We start from the raw sequence: 16,822 nt of genomic DNA, 5'->3' as shown, positions 1-16,822 counted from the left end.
AAGTCCGAAAAGGACTGGCGTGACGAGCCGCGGCCGACTAGTTACCGGTGGTGCCGGTGAAGGTGGTCGTAGTTCGCGGTGTCATAACCAGGGTGCCTTTCTCGCTCTTGTTAAAGGAGTCTTGAGGGGTGGAGCGCGGATTCTAAAGCGGCAGCGCTGAAATCGAGTCGCGCTGCGCCAACGCGACGAACTCATCGGCCAGTCGCTGGCTTTCGCCCACGGCGACGCGCCAGCGGCGGCGGCGTTCGCCGGCGTCCAGCTTGATGAAGTCGTTGCGGTCGGGCAGCTTGCTGCCCGGCAACCGGTCGATCCACTCGGGCGACGGGCACAGCAGCACGACGTTGTCGAGGAACACGGTCGAGCGGTGGCGGTGCTTGAGCGCCTTGTCCAGCCAGCCCGGGACGACCTGGCGCTGGAAATGCGGATAGAGCACCAACGGCGCGTGCGCTTGCTGCAGCGCCCGGTAGTCCAGGTGCAGGTGGTAGTCGGTGATGCCGCCATCCCAGTAGGCACCCCGCGGCGCGCCGGGCAGGTCATGCTGGGCTTGCAGCCAGAAAGGGATGGAGCAGCTCGCCAGCAGCGCGCCGCGGAGGTTGGCGCGCGACAGGTGCACCTCGCGGCTGGTGAAGTCGTTGAGCTTCAGCGGCAGGCGGTCGCGCGGGTCGGAGAAGACGACGCGCTCCAGGAAGCGGCCCAGCAGCGGGCGCGACACGGCATTGGCCGCGAAGGCGCCGAGGTAGCCCAGCGGGGTGCGCAGCCTGCCCTCGCGCGCGAGCAGCCCGGCGCGACCTCGCGACGTGACGACGTGCAGCCGCCAACGCGGATGCGCCAGCACCTCGGTCTCGCGGCCTTCGAAGATCTCGGCCAGGATCTCTCCGAAGCGCCGGCTGACCCCTTCCGGCCGCGGTCGCTTCTCGCCGGGCAGCACGTCGTACTCCTGCGTCACGTAAGCCTCGGCCATCGTGTCGAACGCCGCGGTGACGTCGCGGTGGGCCAGTGCAGCGGTGGCCATGCGCCACGCGCCGATGCTGGCGCCGACGAGGTGCACGGTCTGGCGGCTTTGCGGCAGCCAGTCGCCGAAGACATAGCGGTCCAGCCCGTTGAGGATCAGCCCCTTCGGACCGCCGGCAGCGGCAGGTATCAACCCGACGTCGTCGGCGCGCAGGCCGCGCTCCGCCAGCCGCGCTTTCGCGGCGGGGCCGGCAAAGACCTGCAGGGCGCCCGAGCTCATGCTTGGAAGATAGCGGGGATCAGAACTTGTGTTCCCAGTTCACGGCCCACCACGGCACGGGGTCACGGCGGTTCAGGTTGTAGTCGGGCGTGTCGATGATGACGACGCGCGTGCCCTGCTTGGGCTGGAACAGGCCGTTGACGCTGACGCGCACGCTGTCCTGCTTGCCGACCTGCATCGCCGCGAAGGCGTCCAGCGAGCGCGCGGCCAGCGAGGTCTGGCTCTGCAGCACGCTTTGTCGGACGTCGAACTCGGGTGCGATCTGGGCGCTGAAGCCCATGCTGACCGGCAGGCTCTTCATGCGGTAGTCGGCACCGAAGTTGAACTGCCAGGGCTGCTGGCCTTCCAGGCGGTTGTCGGGGCCGGGAATGTCCGCGACCGTGGACCGGTAGAGATTCAGCGACGCACGCAGGTTGAGGTTGGTGCTGGGCTCGAAGAGGCTGGGGAACAGTTCGCTGGCGCGGCCCTTGACCTCCATCTCCAGGCCCTGGGTCGTGGCCTTGCTGAGATTGACCTGGGTGATGACGTAGCGCTGCGTGTCCGCATAGTCCACCGTCATCAGCCGCGGGCGGTCGGTGCGGATCAGGTTGGTGATGCGGCGGTGGAAGACGCCGACCGAGATGAGGCCGCCTGCCGGCAGGTACTTCTCGTAGGCCACGTCCAGCCCGGTGGCCAGCTCAGGCTTGAGCTGCGGGTTGCCGATGCGGTCGGGGCCGAGTTCGGTGTTGATGCGGGCGTTGGGCCCGCGCACCTCGTAGTCGGTGTTGACGGTCGGCCGGGCAATCAGCTGCTGCACGTCGGCCGCCTTGTAGCTGCGCGTGAGGCTGGCGCGCACGAGGTCGCGGCCCTTGGGGTCGGGCTTGAAGTTCAGGTGGAGCAGCGGTGTCGTCACCTTGCTGGTGCTCTCGAACTGGCTGGCCTGGCCTTCGCTTGCCGTCTGGATCTGCTCGTGGCGCACGCCGGCGTAGGCCGACCACTGGTTGTTGATCTCCCACTCGTCCTGCACGTAAACGGCCGAGCGCGTGATCGTCGCGTTGAAGGGCTGGCCTTCGACGCCGGTCAGCAGATCCTCCCACTTCGCTTCGGTCCCCTTGCGGTAGTCGAACTGCCGCGTGCTGCGGATCTCGTCGCGGGTGCGGCGTTCGAGCTCGGCGCCGGTCGTGATGGTGTGAGCCTCGCCAGCGTACTGGCTGTACTTGCCCGACAGCGTCGCATTGCGGTTGCGGTTGTCGCCCGACGTGACGCGGTCAATGGCCGGGGTGCCGTCCTTGTTGCGGCCGAAGAACTCGAAGTTGAAGTCCGCACCGCCGCTGCCGACGCCAGCGCGCAGCTCGATGCGGCGGTCTTCGCCGAAGCGGTTGTTGTATTGCAGGTTGAGGCGCTGGGCCTGGAAGGTGCCGCGGTTACGGGTGTTGTCGAGCAGGCTCGGCGGGATCACGCTCTTGCTCGGCTTGCTCTGGTCCTCGAACACCACGTCGGTGGTGTTCTCCCCCTCGCTGCGGAAGCGGTTCTGCACGAAGAAGCCCTGCACCGACAGCGTCTCGTCGTCGCCCAGTTTCCAGTTCAGGCGCGGTGACATGTTGAAGCCGTGGCCGAACGAGCGGTCGCGGCCCTCGTTGCGCAGGCCGGTGAGGCCCTTGTCACGCACGCGGTCTCCGCTGCTCTCGTTGACGAAGTTCCACTGGTTGATCGAGATCGGCAGCACGAAGCCGAGGCCGCCGACGATGCGGTCGCCATACGTGAAGCCGGCATTGAGGACCGGCTTCTCGCTGGCATAGGCCATTCCCACGCGCAGGTCCTTCTGCACGACCCGTGGCGCGTCCTTCAGGATGATGTTCAGCGTGCCGGCGATGGCTTGCGCGCTCTGGTCGGCGGTCGGGGCCTTGCTGACCTCCAGGCGCTCGACCTGCGCGGGGTTCAGGTTGTCGAGGCTGAACCCCGGCGGCGCGGGCTCGCCGTTGACCAGGATCTGCGTGTAGGCACCGCCCAGGCCCCGCATGCGCAGCTGGCCGCCGGAGACGTTGATGCCCGGCAGGCGCTTGAGCACGTCGGACAGCTGCGTGTCGCCGTACTTGTCCAGCTCGTCGCGGCCGTAGAGCTGCTTGGCCACCGGCTGGCGGCGGCGCAGGTCGGTGTCGGTCTGTTGGCGCGTCACCGACACGCGCTCGAGCTGCTGGTTGCCCGGCGTGGGCGTGGCGGCAGCGCGGTCGACCTCCTGCTGAGCCAGAGCCAGGACGGGGCTGAGCAGAAGCAACGAGGCGAGGGCGGGGGTTTTCAAGAGGAACTCCGGGGTTTCGAGGCGGCGCGGAACATAGCCGCGCGCGGGACGCACCGCAGCGACGCTGCGACCATCTGCAGATTCAGGGGCGCCAATCGACGGCCCGTGGTGCGGGCCGTGATGATCGCAGCGGCGTGTGACGATGTCGAAGGTCAGCGCTTGAGCTTGGCGAAGGCCGCGGCCATCGCGCCGCCGGCGGCAGGTTGTGGATCGCGCGAGCCGTTGCCAGGGCGCTCATTGCGGGCGGCCGGGCGGAAGCTGTTGTCCTGCTTGGGCCCGCGCGGCGCCTGCGCGTCCAGCTTCATCGTCAGCGAGATGCGCTGGCGCGCCAGGTCCACCTCCAGCACCTTGACCTTGACGATGTCGCCCGTCTTGACCACCTCACGCGCGTCGCTGACGAACTTGTTGGACAACTGGCTGACGTGGATCAGGCCGTCCTGGTGCACGCCCAGGTCGACGAAGGCGCCGAACTGCGCCACGTTGCTGACGGTGCCTTCGAGCAGCATGCCGGGCTGCAAGTCCTTCACGTCCTCGACGCCGTCGTTGAAGCGCGCGACCTTGAAGTCCGGGCGTGGGTCGCGGCCGGGTTTCTCCAGCTCGGCCAGCACGTCCTTGACGGTGATGAGGCCGAACTTCTCGTCGGCCAGCAGCTCGGGCTTGAGCGTGCGCAACACCTCGCTGCGGCCGACCACGTCGGTGGCCGGGCGCTTCAGCAGCGCCAGTGCCTTCTCGACCAGCGGGTAGGTCTCGGGGTGCACGCCGCTGAAGTCCAGCGGGTTGTCGCCGCCGCGGATGCGCAGGAAGCCGGCCGCTTGTTCAAACGTCTTGGGGCCCAGGCCGGTCACGTCCAGCAACTGCTGGCGGTTGCGGAAGGCGCCGTGGGCATCGCGCCAGCGCACGATGCTGCTGGCCACCGAGGCCGACAGGCCGGACACGCGGGCCAGCAGCGCCTGCGATGCGGTGTTCAGGTCCACGCCGACCTTGTTCACGCAGTCCTCGACGACGGCGTCCAGCGCGCGGGCCATCTCGCTCTGGTTGACGTCGTGCTGGTACTGGCCGACGCCGATGCTCTTGGGGTCGATCTTGACCAGTTCGGCCAGCGGGTCCTGCAGGCGACGGGCGATGGAGACGGCGCCGCGCAGGCTCACGTCGAGATCAGGCAGCTCCCTGGACGCGAACTCACTCGCCGAATAGACCGAAGCACCGGCCTCGCTGACGACGACCCGCTCGATCTGCACGTTCGCATCCAGCGCCTGCAGCTTCTTGATCAGCTCGCCGGCCAGCTTGTCGGTCTCGCGGCTGGCCGTGCCGTTGCCGATGGCGATCAGGTTCACGCCGTGCGTGGCGCACAGCTTGGCCAGCGTGTGCAGGGCGCCGTCCCAATCGCGGCGGGGCTCGTGGGGATAGACGGTCGCCGTGTCCAGCACGCGGCCGGTGTCGCTGACGACCGCCACTTTCACGCCGGTGCGGATGCCCGGGTCCAGTCCCATGACGACGCGCTTGCCGGCCGGTGCCGCCAGCAGCAGGTCGCGCAGGTTCTCGGCAAACACCTTGATGGCGGTGGCCTCGGCCGCCTCGCGCAGGCGGGCGAACAGGTCGCGCTCCAGCGTCAGGCTGAGCTTGACCTTCCAGGTCCAGGCGATCGTCTTGCGGATCAGCGCGTCGCCGGAGCGGTTGGCATGGCGCCAGCCCAGATGGCTCGCGATGCGGCCTTCGGCCGGCGTCGGCTGGCCGGCAACGACCTCTTCGTCCAGCACCAGCTTTGCATCCAGCAGCTCCAGCGTGCGGCCGCGGAAGACGGCCAGCGCGCGGTGCGACGGCACGGTCCTGATCGGTTCGGCATAGTCGAAGTAGTCGCGGAACTTGGCGTGGTCCGGTGTGTCGGGGCTCTTGCCGTCCATCAGCTTGCTCTGGAACAGGCCCTCGGCCCACAGCCACTCGCGCAGCTTGCCCACCAGCACGGCGTCCTCGGCCCAGCGCTCGCTGAGCAGGTCGCGCACACCGTCCAGCACCGCATGAGCATCGGCAAAGCCGGCCTCGGCGTTGACGAAGCTGGCCGCTTCATCGAGCGGCACCAGCGACGGGTCGGCGAACAGCTTGTCGGCGAGCGGCTCCAGCCCGGCCTCGCGGGCGATCAGCCCCTTGGTGCGGCGCTTGACCTTGTAGGGCAGGTAGAGGTCTTCGAGTTCCTGCTTGGTCGGGGCGGCCTTGATGGCAGCCTCCAGCTCCGGCGTCAGCTTGCCCTGTTCGGCAATGCTCTTGAGCACCGCCTCGCGCCGGTCGGCCAGCTCGCGCAGGTAGGCCACGCGGGCATCCAGCTCGCGCAGTTGGATGTCGTCGAGGCCGTCGGTGGCCTCCTTGCGGTAGCGGGCGATGAAGGGCACTGTGGCCCCGCCGTCCAGCAGCTCGACGGCGGCCTGCACCTGGGCGGGCCTGACCTTGAGTTCGGCGGCGATCTGGGAAACGATCAAGTGGTCCAAAACGGGCTCGGGAAGCGACGACAAAGCCCGCGAGTTTCCCATGAGCCCGGCCGGCCAGGCCGGCTCTTCTACACGCTCAGACCGGGCGGCGGTGCAGGCGCGACAAAGCGCCGTCTCAGTAGGCGTCGAGGCCGGCCCCGGGCATAGAGCGCACGGTAGCCGTCCTCGGTGCCTTCCGCGAGTGAGCCGACCGCTGCCACGGCCAGGTAGGCGATCGAGTACAGCAGCGCGGAGGAGACGGCGCCCGAGAACGTGCTGTCCGGATTCACGGGATCGCCGGCCGACGCGGCCGTGCCCATGCTCGTGGGCGTGACGTGTGCGGCCGCGGCGGCGGACTTGCTGCCGATGGATTGGGTGTCCAGCACGTGGGCCGTCAGCTCGCCACCTCGGGGCAGCAGGTGGAACAGCTCCTGCGTGCTGTCCTTGTCACCGATCAACGTGCTGGCGGACACCTGGTTGGCGGCGAGGTGCCATTGCCCGATGTCCGTGGCCTGGAATCCGCCCGGAAGCGTCGGGAGGCCGGCGAAGGGAACCTGGCCGAACGCTGCGCCAGCATGCAGCAGGCCGAGGGCCATGGCGAGGGAGGTGCTGAGAGCCGTGCGGGCCATGCAGGGGGACAACAACCGACGAGGGAAGACAGGGAAAGCAGGCGCCCTCAGCAGCGGCTGCGGCGCCCGACCCGCAGGCCGAGCAGGCCTGCGATCAGCAGCAGGGCTGAGGCCGGCTCTGGCACCGCCGAGATGGCGTTGAAGGGCACGGTCGCACCGCCGCCCACGGACACGCCGGTGATCTCCATCGTGTGCGAGAAGTCGGCGAAGCCGCCGTTCTGCGCCCCGGTGAACAGGAAGACCGTCATGCCGTAGTAGTAGCGGCCACAGGCCGGCGAGAACGGCGTGTCGCAATCGATGCGCGTGCCCTGGGCGGACACGTGCAGCGTGGTGTCGACATCCAGCGCGGTATGCATCGTGTCGCTCTGCGCGGCGAAGACGTCGAGATGCGTTTGCGTGCTGGAGTGCGCCGAGATCAGCTCCTGCAGCAAGGGATCTCCACCCACCTCGAAGGCGCCGAGGCCGGCCTTCTGCAGGAAGGTGTAGGAGCCGGCGGCCGTGTAGTTGGCCTGGGTGCCGAGCGCCAGCGCGGTGACGGCGGCGCCCGAACGGTCGGCGCCCAGCGAGCGGGCGCCTGTGGTGCCCATGTGGCCGTCGAGCTTCAGGTCGAAGGTGATCGTCGTGTCCTGGTCGAGCACCGCCCAATAGGCCACCGTGGCATGGCCCACCGCGATGCTGCCGGTGCTCATGGGTTCGAGCGGCGCGCCCGCGGATGCCGACGCGCCGGCGCTGAACGCACCCACGCGAGCAAAGCTGGACGCCAGCTTGCCGCCGGACACCTGGGAATCATCGGCGCTGCGGCTCAGCAGGGCCGGAGTAGGAAAGTACTCGGTGCTGCCGCTCTGGCGCAGGGCACCGTCGATCAGCGTGCCGGCCATCACACCGTTGCTGAGGACGAACCACTGGTTGAGCTCCATCCCGTACAGGTTGGACGGGTTGGGTGCGCCCAGGGTCGGCGGCGTGACGAGGGAGACGGCGGAAGCCGGACCATGGGCCAGTGAAGCAGCCACGCCGAGGGCCAGCGTGGAAAGGCGCAGGAGGTTCATTTTCTTTGAAGTGGTGATGACAGCGCCGCGCAGTCTAGAAGTGCGCGCAACGCGTTCTTCACACTTCGGGCCTACGGCTTAGGGGCCTCGCTCGGACTCATTGCAACAGTGTGTGACGGCGGCCTACCCAACGCAGCAGCCCCAGGGCCGCCGCCCGGCCGCTGGCGAAGCTGGCCGTCAACAGATAGCCGCCTGTCGGCGCTTCCCAGTCGAGCATCTCGCCAGCGCAGAAGATGCCGGGCAGGGCGGTCAGCATGAGGCCCTCGTCCATCGCCTCGAAGCGCACGCCCCCGGCGGTGCTGATTGCCTCGGCGACCGGTCGCGCTGCGTGCAGATCCAGCGCCAGGCACTTGAGGGCGGCGGCCAGCGCAGCGGGGTCGTGCATCTGCTCGCGGGTCAGCAGTTCGTGCAGCAGGCCGAGCTTGAGCGGGCTCAGGTGCAGGCGGCTCTTCAGGTGGGAAGACAGTGAGCGGCTGCCGCGCGGGTGCTTCACTTCGGCGAACACGCGCTCCGCCGTGAGCTGGGGCAGCAGGTCCAGGTGCAGGGTGGCGCTTCCCGTGCGGTCGATCTGCTCGCGCAGGTGGCGGCTGGCCGCGTAGACGAGCGAGCCTTCGAGGCCGGTGGCAGTGATCACGAATTCGCCCGGGCGGCTCGCAAAACCTGCTGTGCCCAGCGCCACGGGCTTGACGGGCTGGCCGGCGAATTCGCTGGCGAAGCGTTCGCTCCAGCCGGGGCCTTGCGGGTGAGCCGCGGTCGGGCCGACGTCGAAGCCGCAGTTGGCGGCCCGCAGCGGCGCGATGTCGACTCCCCGGGCGCTGAGCCACCCGGCCCAGGCGCCGTCCGAGCCGAGTTGCGGCCACGAGGCGCCGCCCAGCGCCAGCAGCGTGGCGTGCGGCGTGACGAGGCGCTCGCCGTCAGGCGTCTCGAAGCGCAGCGCTGCCAGGCCCGTGTCAGCGGTCCAGCCGGTCCAGCGATGGCGCATCGCGAACTTGACGCCGGCCGCGCGGAGGCGGTGCAGCCAGGCGCGCAACAGCGGCGCGGCCTTCAGGTCTTTTGGAAACACGCGGCCCGACGTGCCGACGAAGGTCTCGACGCCCAGGCCTGCGGCCCAGGCGCGCAGCGCCTCGCCGTCGAAGCTGCGCAGCAGCGGCTCGATCTGCGCAGCGCGCTCGCCGAAGCGGCCGACGAAGGGCTCGAACGGCTCGGAATGGGTCAGGTTGAGGCCGCCCTTGCCGGCCAGCAGGAACTTGCGGCCGATGCTGGGCTTGGCGTCGAAAACGGTGACCGCGTGGCCTGCGGTGGCCAGCACCGCGGCCGCCATCAGGCCGGCAGGGCCGCCGCCGATGACGGCGATGGAAATCGGGGAACTCATGCCCCGATTGTCCCTGGCTCAGTCGGCGCGCAGCTTGGCGCGCAGCCCGGCGCCGATCTCCGGCTTGTCGGCAAACGGGTCGGTGGGGTTGCGTTGCAGCATCACGTCTTCCAGGCGCGTCTGCACGCCAGCCAGGGCCTGGGGGTGGCTGAAGATGTAGAACTTGTCGTGGTCGATGGCGTCGAACACCATGGCCGCCACGTCCGCGGCAGTCAGCTTGCCGGAGGACACGGCCTTGTCGGTCTGTGCCTGGGAGATCAGCTGGCTCTTCGTCGGCTTGCCCGCGGCAAATTCGCCGGGGCGGTTGCGGTGGCTCTGGTTGATGCCGGTGGGCACGAAGAAGGGGCACAGCACCGAGGCGTGAACCTGGTCGGTGACGAGGGACAGGTCTTGGTACAGCGTCTCGGTCAGCGACACGACGGCGTGCTTGGAGACGTTGTAGACACCCATGTTGGGCGGGTTCAGCATGCCGGCCATCGAGGCGGTGTTGACGATATGACCCGAGTAGCCTGGGTCGGCCTTGGCGGCTGCGAGCATCATGGGCGTGAACAGGCGCACGCCGTGCACGACGCCCATCAGGTTGACGCCCAGCACCCATTCCCAGTCGCTGAGGGCGTTCTCCCAGATCAGGCCGCCCGAGCCGACGCCGGCGTTGTTGAAGACGAAGTGCGGCGCGCCGAAGCGCTGCTGCACGGCCGCGGCCAGCGCCTCCATCTGATCGGCCTTGGCGACGTCGACAACGCGGGACAGCACCTCGACACTCGTGAACTCGGCGGCGGCCTTCTCCAGCGCATCGGCCTGCACGTCGACGAGGACGAGGTTCATGCCGCGTTGCGCGGCGAGCCGGGCGGTTTCCAGGCCGAAGCCGGAGCCGGCGCCGGTGATGACGGCGGTCTTCTTGCTCATGTCTCTTCCTTTCGCATCTCGATGTGCGGGATGCCGTCTTCCATGTAGGGCGCGCCGACGGGCCGGAACCCGAAGCCGGCGTAGAAGCGCTCCAGGTGCGCCTGGGCATGCAACGTGACCGCGACGCCGGGCCACAGCCGCGCGCATTGCGCCACGGCCTCGGTCATCAGCGCGCGGCCGACGCCGCCGCTGCGCGCGGTGGGTGCGGCGACGACCCGGCCGATGAGGGCGTCGGGCGCCTTCAGGCCGGGCGGCAGCAGCCGCGCATAGGCCTTGAGCGCGCCGTCGTCTTCGCCGTGGCCCTGCAGGTGCAGCGTTTTCGGATCGAGGCCGTCGATGTCAAGGAACACGCACTGCTGCTCGACGACGAAGACCTCGGAGCGCAGCGCCAGCAGGTCGTAGAGCTGCTGCGCGCTCAGCTCGCTGAACGGCAAACAGGTCCAGCGCATCAGTTCAGTTTGACGAGCTGCTTGCCGAAGTTCTTGCCCTTGAGCAGGCCCATGAAGGCCTCGGGCGCGCTGGCGATGCCCTGCGCCACCGACTCGCGGTACTTGAGCTTGCCGGTGGCGACCAGCGTGCCCAGTTCCTTCAGCGCCTCGGGCCACACGTCCATGTGCTCGGAGACGATGAAGCCCTCGACCTTCATGCGGTTGACGAGGATGAGCTGCGGCGCGGCCATCGGGATGGGCTGGCCGTCGTAGCCGGAGATCATGCCGCACATGGCGACGCGGCTGAAGGCGTTGGCACGCAGCAGCACGGCGTCCAGGATCATGCCGCCGACGTTCTCGAAGTAGCCGTCGATGCCGTTCGGGCAGGCGGCCTTCAGGGCGACCGACAGCGATTTGACGTCGGGGTGCTGCTTGTAGTCGATGCAGGCGTCGAAGCCCAGCTCCTCGACGACGTAGCGGCACTTGTCCGCCCCGCCGGCCAGGCCCACGGCGCGGGCGCCGCGCGCCTTGGCCAGTTGGCCCACGACCGAGCCGACCGCGCCGCTGGCGGCGCTGACGACGACCGTCTCGCCGGCCTTGGGGTTGATGATCTTCACGAGGCCGTACCAGGCCGTCACGCCGGGCATGCCGACGGGGCCGAGGTAGGCGGACAGCGGGACGTGGGTGGTGTCGACCTTCTGCAGCACGCCGCGCTGGCTGGCGTCCACCGTCAGGTACTCCTGCCAGCCACCCATGCCGACGACCTTGTCGCCCACGGCGAAATGGGGGTTCCTGGACTCGACGACCTCGCCGACGGTGCCGCCGATCATGACCTCGTCCAGCGGCTGCGAAGCCGCGTAGCTCTTGCTGTCGTTCATGCGGCCGCGCATGTACGGGTCGAGGCTGAGGAAGTGGTTGCGCACGCGCACCTGGCCGTCGGCCAGCGGCGCGAGGACGGCTTCGACGAGGCGGAAGTTGTCGGGCGTGACCTCGCCCTTGGGGCGGGAGGCGAGGACGATCTGGCGGTTGATTGGGCTCATTGGGGAGGCTGCCTGTTCACATGACAGCCGCCATTGAAGCACCCCGGCTGGGAGCCCCGCGTCCCAGGGGCGACAACGGTTTCGCCTGGGAAGCCGTCGTCAGGCTTCGGCAAAGAACCGGCTCGGCGGCATGCCCACCGTGCGGGTCACCATCGCGGTGAAGGCGCTGGCGCTGGCGTAGCCCAGCTCGGCGGCGATGTGGCTCATCGGCCGGCCGCGCGCCGCCAGCGTCAGCGCGTGGGCCAGCAGCAGCTGCAACCGCCATTGCGCGAAGCTGGTGCCCAGCTGCTCGCGGAACAACCGGCTCAGCGTGCGCGCGCTGGCGCCGGCCTCCGCGGCCCAGTCCTCCAGGCCTGCATGACGGCCCGGCTCGCGCAGCATGGCCTCGCACAGGCGGCGCAGCCGCACGTCGCGGGGCAGGGCCACGCCCAGGGCCAGCGGGCGGGCGCGTTGCAGCTCGATGAGGGCGAGTCGCTCGATGCCGCGGCGGCGCTCGGTGTCCGCGGCCGTTTCGGGCGGAGCCGGGTCGGGGGTCGAGGGCAGGGCCAGCACCAGCTCACGCAGCAGCGCCGACACCTCCAGCACGCGGCCCACCTGCCAGGCGTCGCCGTCGAGCAGCTCCGGGCCGAGGTAAAGGGTGCGCAGGTCGCACTGCTCGATGGCCGTCACCGCGTGGACGATGCCGGGCGGGATCCACACGGCGCGTGACGGCGGCACGATGTAGGTGGACGCCTCGGTGTTCACGCGCACGGCGCCCGTGACCGAGAAGACCAGCTGCGCCCAGTCATGCCGGTGCGGCTGGATGTCCGCCAGGTGCTCCAGCAGGCGTGCCTTGGCGCGCAGCGGGCGCTCGGGCGTGGGTGCGAAGCGCTCGGGCGAGAAGGCGGGAAAGCTCTGGCGGCCGGCCATGGCGGGATTTCGATAGAACTTGACGAACCATCGTAACCGCGCCGATCCGCCGCTGCCTAGAGTGGGGGCATGGACACCGCCCTCGCTTCCTCACCCGATGCCGGCCAGCAGCGCCGCAGCGACATCACGACCATCTCCACCATCGGCGTTGCGCACGGCACCTCGCACTTCTTCCACATGCTGCTGCCGCCGCTGTTCCCGGCCTTCATCCAGGCCTTCGGCCTGAGCTACTCGGAACTGGGCCTGCTGGTGACGACCTTCTTCGTCATCTCCGGCGCGGGCCAGGCGCTGGCGGGCTTCCTCGTCGACCGCATCGGCGCGCGGCCGGTGCTGTTCGCGGCGCTGGCGAGCTTCTTCCTTGCGTCGGTGGCGGCGGGGCTGGCCCAGGGCTTTGGCGGGCTGATGCTGGCCGCGGCGCTGGCCGGCGTCGGCAACGCTCCTTTTCACCCGGCCGACTTCACCATCCTCAACAAGCGCGTCTCCCAGCCGCGCCTGGGCCACGCCTTCTCGGTGCATGGCATCAGCGGCAACCTCGGCTGGGCGCTCGCGCCGGTGTTCTCGCTGACCATCCTGCAGGCCACGGGCAACTGGCGTTTTGCCTACCTGGGCACGGCGCTGGTGGCGCTGGCCGTCATGGGCCTGTTGTTCTGGCAGCGTGCCGCCCTCGACGACCGCCAGGGCTCCTGGGGCCACGCCAAGCCGGTGGCCGGCGCGAAGCCCGAGCATCCGATGGCCTTCCTGAAGCTGCCGTCGGTGTGGCTGTGCTTCTCGTTCTTCTTCTGGACGACGGCGGCGCTGTCGGCCATCCAGAGCTTTGCCAGCCCGGCGCTGAACCAGATCTACGGCCTGCCGCTGGCGCTGACGGCCTATGTCGTCACCGGCTACATGCTGGCCGGCGCGGCCGGCATGGTTTGCGGCGGCTTCCTGGTGGCCCGGGCCGAGCGCCTGGAGCGCACCATCGCCTTTGCCATGGCCTTCGCCGCGGCGCTGCTGCTGCTGGTGGCCACCGGCTGGCTGCCCGGCGGGCTGGCCGCGGTGGTCGCCGCGCTGGCCGGTTTCGGCACCGGCCTGGCCGGCCCGTCGCGCGACATGCTGATCAAGCGCGCCTCGCCACCGGGCGCGACCGGTCGGGTCTACGGCACGGTGTATTCGGGGCTGGACATCGGCTTCGCGGTGGCTGCGCCGGTGTTCGGCGCCATCCTCGATCATGGTTTGCCACGCGCGGTCTTTGCCGGGTCGGCAGCCGCGCTGCTGATGGGGATCGCGTCGGCCGGGCTGGTGGGGCTGGGGTTGAGCCGCAGGGCATCGGCCGCGGTGCCGGCCTGACGCCACGGCGCCGCTGCCGGGCGCTTGCCCCCACTTACCATGCGCGACACCGCCCGCCCTCGGGTCGAACCGTCGCGCCATGAACTTCAAGAGTTTCGTCACCTCGCCGCGCCTTGAGCACAACGCCTTCCTGGCGTTGCTGGTCGCCGTCACGCTGGCCTTCGTGTGGATCCTGCAGCCCTTCGGCGGCGCGGTGTTCTGGGGGGCGGTGATCGCGATCGTCTTCGCGCCCATCCAGATGAGGTTGTTGCGCCGGTGGCCGCGGCGGCCCACGCTGGCGGCGCTGGCGACGCTGTCGCTGGTCGTGCTGCTGGTGGTGCTGCCGCTGACGCTGCTGACCGGCATGTTGGTGAAGGAAGGGGCGGCGCTGTACCAGCGCGTGCAGTCCGGCGAGACCAACTTCGTGCGCTATTTCGAGCAGGTCGTCTCGGTGCTGCCGGCCTGGCTGCACGACCTGCTGGAGCATTTCGGGCTGACCGATCTCAAGGAACTGCAGGCGCGCATCACCGATGCCGTCGGCCGCGGCAGCCAGATGATCGCGACCTACGTCTACAGCGTCGGCCAGAACGCGTTGGACGTCGTCGTCGGCTTCTTCGTCATGCTGTACCTGGCGTTCTTCCTGCTGCGCGACGGCGCCAGCCTGACCCGGCGCATCCGTGCCGCGGTGCCCCTGGAGCCGGAGCACCGCCGCCAGCTGGCGGAGAAGTTCATCACCGTCATCCGGGCCACCGTCAAGGGCAACATCCTGGTCGCGGCCGCGCAGGGGGCGCTGGGCGGCCTGGCGTTCTGGTTCTTCGGCATCCAGGGCGCGTTGCTGTGGGCCGTGCTGATGGGCTTCCTGTCGCTGCTGCCGGCCATCGGCGCGGCGCTGATCTGGCTGCCGGTGGCCCTCTATTTCCTTGTGACGGGCGCCATCTGGCAGGGCGTGACGCTGATCCTCTACGGCGTGCTGGTCATCGGCCTCGTCGACAACGTGCTGCGCCCCATCCTCGTTGGCAAAGACACGCAGATGCCCGACTACCTGGTGCTGATCTCGACCATCGGTGGCATGGCTATCTTTGGCATCAATGGCTTCGTCATCGGCCCGGTCATCGCGGCGATGTTCATGGCAGTGTGGGACCTGTTTGCCACCGCGCGCGAAGAGGCGCTGACGACGCCGCCACCGCCCGAAGGCAAGGGGCCGGGCGGCTAAAGTCTGCACATGACTAGACAACCCACCCCCTCACGCCTGGCCGGCCACAAGCTGGTCGAGGCGCTGATTGCCCAGGGCGTCGACACCGCCTTCGGCGTGCCTGGCGAAAGCTACCTCGCGGTGCTCGACGGCTTCCACGAGTACGCCGACCAGATCCGCTTCATCGCCTGCCGCCAGGAGGGCGGCGCGGCCTTCATGGCCGAGGCGCAGGGCAAGCTGACAGGCCGCCCCGGCATCTGCTTCGTCACACGCGGCCCGGGCGCGACGAACGCCAGCATCGGCCTGCACACCGCCTTCCAAGATTCGACGCCGATGATCCTGTTCATCGGCCAGGTCGCCAGCGACCAGCGCGACCGCGAGGCCTTCCAGGAGGTCGACTACCGCCAGATGTTCGGCCCAGGCACGCTGGGCATGGCCAAGTGGGTGGGCGAGGTGCATGACGCCGAGCGGCTGCCCGAGTACGTCGCGCGCGCCTTCCACACCGCCATGCAGGGGCGCCCCGGGCCGGTCGTGCTGGTGCTGCCCGAGGACATGCTGACCAAGCCCATCACGGCGCCCGTCGTCGCGCCCGCGCGACCGGCCGAGGCCGCGCCGACGCCCACCGCCCTGGCCGAACTGCGCGAGCGCCTGGCCGCGGCGAAGCAGCCGCTGGTCATCGCCGGTGGTGGCGGCTGGACGGCCGAGGCGACCGCTGCGCTGCAGACCTTTGCCGAAGCCTGGCAACTGCCCGTCGGCTGCGCCTTCCGCTTCCAGGACCTGTTCGACAACGCGCACCCGAACTACGCCGGCGACGTCGGCATCGGCATCAATCCCAGGCTGGCGGCGCGCGTGAAGGCCGCGGACCTGATCCTCGCCATCGGTCCGCGGCTGGGCGAGATGACGACCGGCGGCTACACGCTGCTGCAGGCGCCAAGGCCGGCGCAGCAGCTCATCCACATCCATGCCGGCGCCGAGGAGCTGGGCCGGGTCTACACCGGCGAGCTGCTCATTAACGCGAGCATGAGCCAGGCCGCGCCCGCGCTCGCCGGCCTGACGCCGCCGGCCGACATCGCCTGGCGCGACTGGACCGCCGCGGCCCATGCCGACTACGAGGCCAACCTGGTGCCCACGCCCGTGGCGCCGCTGGACATGGCCGAGGTCATCCGCCTCATCGATGCCAAGCTGCCCGAGGGCACGATCTTCACCAACGGCGCCGGCAACTACAGCGGCTGGCTGCACCGCTTCCACCGCTACACGGCGCTGCACCGCTTCGGCAGGACGCAGCTGGCGCCGACCTCCGGCGCGATGGGCTACGGCGTGCCCGCTGCCGTCGCCGCCGCGCTGCTGCAGGACGAGCGCTGGGTCGTGAACATCGCCGGCGATGGCGACTTCCTGATGACCGGCCAGGAGCTGGCCACGGCCACCGGCTATGGCGCGAAGAAGCTGCTCGTGATCGTCGTCGACAACGGCACCTACGGCACCATCCGCATGCACCAGGAGCGCGAGTACCCCGGCCGCGTGTCGGGCAGCGACCTGTTCAACCCCGACTTCGCCAAGCTGGCCGAAGCCTTCGGCTTCGCGGCGCTGTACGCCGAGAACACCGGGCAGGTCGGCCCGGCGCTGGACGCCGCCATCGCCGCGGGCAAGCCGGCGTTGCTGCACCTGCGCCTGTCGTCGGACGTGTCCACCTCGCGCTCGACGCTGACCGCCATCCGCGAAGCGGCGCAAAAGGCTCACCATGCTTGAGCTTGAACTGCGCGGCGAGTACATCGAGCTCGACAAGCTGCTCAAGGCCGTGGGCCTGGTCGAAAGCGGCGGCCGCGCCCGCGTGCTCATCGCGGCCGGCGAGGTCAGGGTGGACGGGCAGGTCGAGCTGCGCAAGACCGCCAAGATGCGCGCCGGCCAGGTCGTCGAGTTCGGCGGCCAGCAGGTGCGCGTGCTGGCCCGTGCCGGCGGCTGAAGCCGTCCACCGCAGTCCTGGTGCAGACCCGCCCCCTCAGTCGCGTGGGTTCAGGGATTGCCCGGCG

Annotated in this window: 14 protein-coding genes; 4 read left to right on the top strand and 10 right to left on the bottom strand. The window is 69.6% G+C overall.

Going from position 1 to position 16,822, the window contains the following annotated elements; genetic code table 11:
- Positions 1-142: 142 nt before the first annotated feature.
- The 10 genes from ASD35_RS22905 to ASD35_RS22860 all read right to left on the bottom strand — a co-directional run bounded on the left by ASD35_RS22905 (position 143) and on the right by ASD35_RS22860 (position 12,298).
- A complete protein-coding gene (locus ASD35_RS22905; protein WP_056877223.1) occupies positions 143-1,231 on the bottom strand; it encodes a patatin-like phospholipase family protein in 1,089 nt (362 codons plus the stop codon).
- 19 nt (positions 1,232-1,250) lie between these two features.
- Positions 1,251-3,509 (bottom strand): TonB-dependent siderophore receptor, encoded by a 2,259-nt coding sequence (locus ASD35_RS22900; protein WP_157275717.1) that lies wholly within the window; start codon positions 3,507-3,509, stop codon positions 1,251-1,253.
- Between the two features lie 152 nt (positions 3,510-3,661).
- Positions 3,662-6,031 carry a Tex family protein gene (locus ASD35_RS22895; protein ID WP_056877221.1) on the bottom strand — a complete coding sequence of 790 codons (2,370 nt, stop codon included), beginning with the start codon at positions 6,029-6,031 and terminating at the stop codon, positions 3,662-3,664.
- Between the two features lie 26 nt (positions 6,032-6,057).
- The gene (locus ASD35_RS22890; RefSeq protein ID WP_056877220.1) at positions 6,058-6,564 is read right to left on the bottom strand and encodes a hypothetical protein; all 507 of its coding nucleotides are present in this window, start codon (positions 6,562-6,564) and stop codon (positions 6,058-6,060) included.
- Positions 6,565-6,644: 80 nt separating this feature from the next.
- Positions 6,645-7,643, bottom strand: a complete 999-nt coding sequence (locus ASD35_RS22885) for a hypothetical protein (protein WP_056877219.1) — start codon at positions 7,641-7,643, stop codon at positions 6,645-6,647.
- A gap of 97 nt (positions 7,644-7,740) precedes the next feature.
- The gene (locus ASD35_RS22880) at positions 7,741-9,015 is read right to left on the bottom strand and encodes a TIGR03862 family flavoprotein (protein WP_056877218.1); all 1,275 of its coding nucleotides are present in this window, start codon (positions 9,013-9,015) and stop codon (positions 7,741-7,743) included.
- Positions 9,016-9,033: 18 nt separating this feature from the next.
- Entirely contained in the window at positions 9,034-9,921 is an 888-nt protein-coding gene (locus tag ASD35_RS22875; protein WP_056877217.1) for an SDR family oxidoreductase, read from the bottom strand.
- The gene (locus ASD35_RS22870) at positions 9,918-10,370 is read right to left on the bottom strand and encodes a GNAT family N-acetyltransferase (protein WP_056877216.1); all 453 of its coding nucleotides are present in this window, start codon (positions 10,368-10,370) and stop codon (positions 9,918-9,920) included. Before ASD35_RS22870 ends, ASD35_RS22875 begins: the two co-directional genes overlap by 4 nt.
- A complete protein-coding gene (locus ASD35_RS22865; protein WP_056877215.1) occupies positions 10,370-11,389 on the bottom strand; it encodes an NADP-dependent oxidoreductase in 1,020 nt (339 codons plus the stop codon). Before ASD35_RS22865 ends, ASD35_RS22870 begins: the two co-directional genes overlap by 1 nt.
- A gap of 99 nt (positions 11,390-11,488) precedes the next feature.
- Positions 11,489-12,298 (bottom strand): helix-turn-helix domain-containing protein, encoded by an 810-nt coding sequence (locus tag ASD35_RS22860; protein ID WP_056877214.1) that lies wholly within the window; start codon positions 12,296-12,298, stop codon positions 11,489-11,491.
- A gap of 69 nt (positions 12,299-12,367) precedes the next feature.
- Between ASD35_RS22860 and ASD35_RS22855 the strand changes: the two genes are divergently transcribed.
- The 4 genes from ASD35_RS22855 (at position 12,368) to ASD35_RS22840 (ending at position 16,755) form a co-directional block, all read left to right on the top strand.
- Positions 12,368-13,624 carry an MFS transporter gene (locus tag ASD35_RS22855; RefSeq protein ID WP_056877213.1) on the top strand — a complete coding sequence of 419 codons (1,257 nt, stop codon included), beginning with the start codon at positions 12,368-12,370 and terminating at the stop codon, positions 13,622-13,624.
- Positions 13,625-13,703: 79 nt separating this feature from the next.
- Positions 13,704-14,816, top strand: a complete 1,113-nt coding sequence (locus ASD35_RS22850) for an AI-2E family transporter (protein ID WP_056877212.1) — start codon at positions 13,704-13,706, stop codon at positions 14,814-14,816.
- A gap of 9 nt (positions 14,817-14,825) precedes the next feature.
- Complete coding sequence (locus tag ASD35_RS22845) at positions 14,826-16,541, top strand: thiamine pyrophosphate-binding protein (protein WP_056877211.1); 1,716 nt, start codon at positions 14,826-14,828, stop codon at positions 16,539-16,541.
- Positions 16,534-16,755 (top strand): RNA-binding S4 domain-containing protein, encoded by a 222-nt coding sequence (locus tag ASD35_RS22840; protein ID WP_056877210.1) that lies wholly within the window; start codon positions 16,534-16,536, stop codon positions 16,753-16,755. Before ASD35_RS22845 ends, ASD35_RS22840 begins: the two co-directional genes overlap by 8 nt.
- The last annotated feature ends 67 nt before the right edge of the window (positions 16,756-16,822 follow it).

This window comes from Pelomonas sp. Root1444, assembly GCF_001426885.1.
Classification (GTDB): Bacteria; Pseudomonadota; Gammaproteobacteria; order Burkholderiales; family Burkholderiaceae_C; genus Pelomonas.
This window is presented reverse-complemented; position numbering and strand designations above follow the sequence as displayed.

Coding starts and splice junctions, on each gene's coding strand:
- ASD35_RS22885 (WP_056877219.1), bottom strand. CDS start 7,643: ATGAACCTCCTGCGCCTTTCCACGCTGGCCCTCGGCGTGGCTGCTTCA.
- ASD35_RS22875 (WP_056877217.1), bottom strand. CDS start 9,921: ATGAGCAAGAAGACCGCCGTCATCACCGGCGCCGGCTCCGGCTTCGGC.
- ASD35_RS22850 (WP_056877212.1), top strand. CDS start 13,704: ATGAACTTCAAGAGTTTCGTCACCTCGCCGCGCCTTGAGCACAACGCC.
- ASD35_RS22895 (WP_056877221.1), bottom strand. CDS start 6,031: ATGGGAAACTCGCGGGCTTTGTCGTCGCTTCCCGAGCCCGTTTTGGAC.
- ASD35_RS22840 (WP_056877210.1), top strand. CDS start 16,534: ATGCTTGAGCTTGAACTGCGCGGCGAGTACATCGAGCTCGACAAGCTG.
- ASD35_RS22880 (WP_056877218.1), bottom strand. CDS start 9,015: ATGAGTTCCCCGATTTCCATCGCCGTCATCGGCGGCGGCCCTGCCGGC.
- ASD35_RS22865 (WP_056877215.1), bottom strand. CDS start 11,389: ATGAGCCCAATCAACCGCCAGATCGTCCTCGCCTCCCGCCCCAAGGGC.
- ASD35_RS22905 (WP_056877223.1), bottom strand. CDS start 1,231: ATGAGCTCGGGCGCCCTGCAGGTCTTTGCCGGCCCCGCCGCGAAAGCG.
- ASD35_RS22860 (WP_056877214.1), bottom strand. CDS start 12,298: ATGGCCGGCCGCCAGAGCTTTCCCGCCTTCTCGCCCGAGCGCTTCGCA.
- ASD35_RS22845 (WP_056877211.1), top strand. CDS start 14,826: ATGACTAGACAACCCACCCCCTCACGCCTGGCCGGCCACAAGCTGGTC.
- ASD35_RS22870 (WP_056877216.1), bottom strand. CDS start 10,370: ATGCGCTGGACCTGTTTGCCGTTCAGCGAGCTGAGCGCGCAGCAGCTC.
- ASD35_RS22855 (WP_056877213.1), top strand. CDS start 12,368: ATGGACACCGCCCTCGCTTCCTCACCCGATGCCGGCCAGCAGCGCCGC.
- ASD35_RS22890 (WP_056877220.1), bottom strand. CDS start 6,564: ATGGCCCTCGGCCTGCTGCATGCTGGCGCAGCGTTCGGCCAGGTTCCC.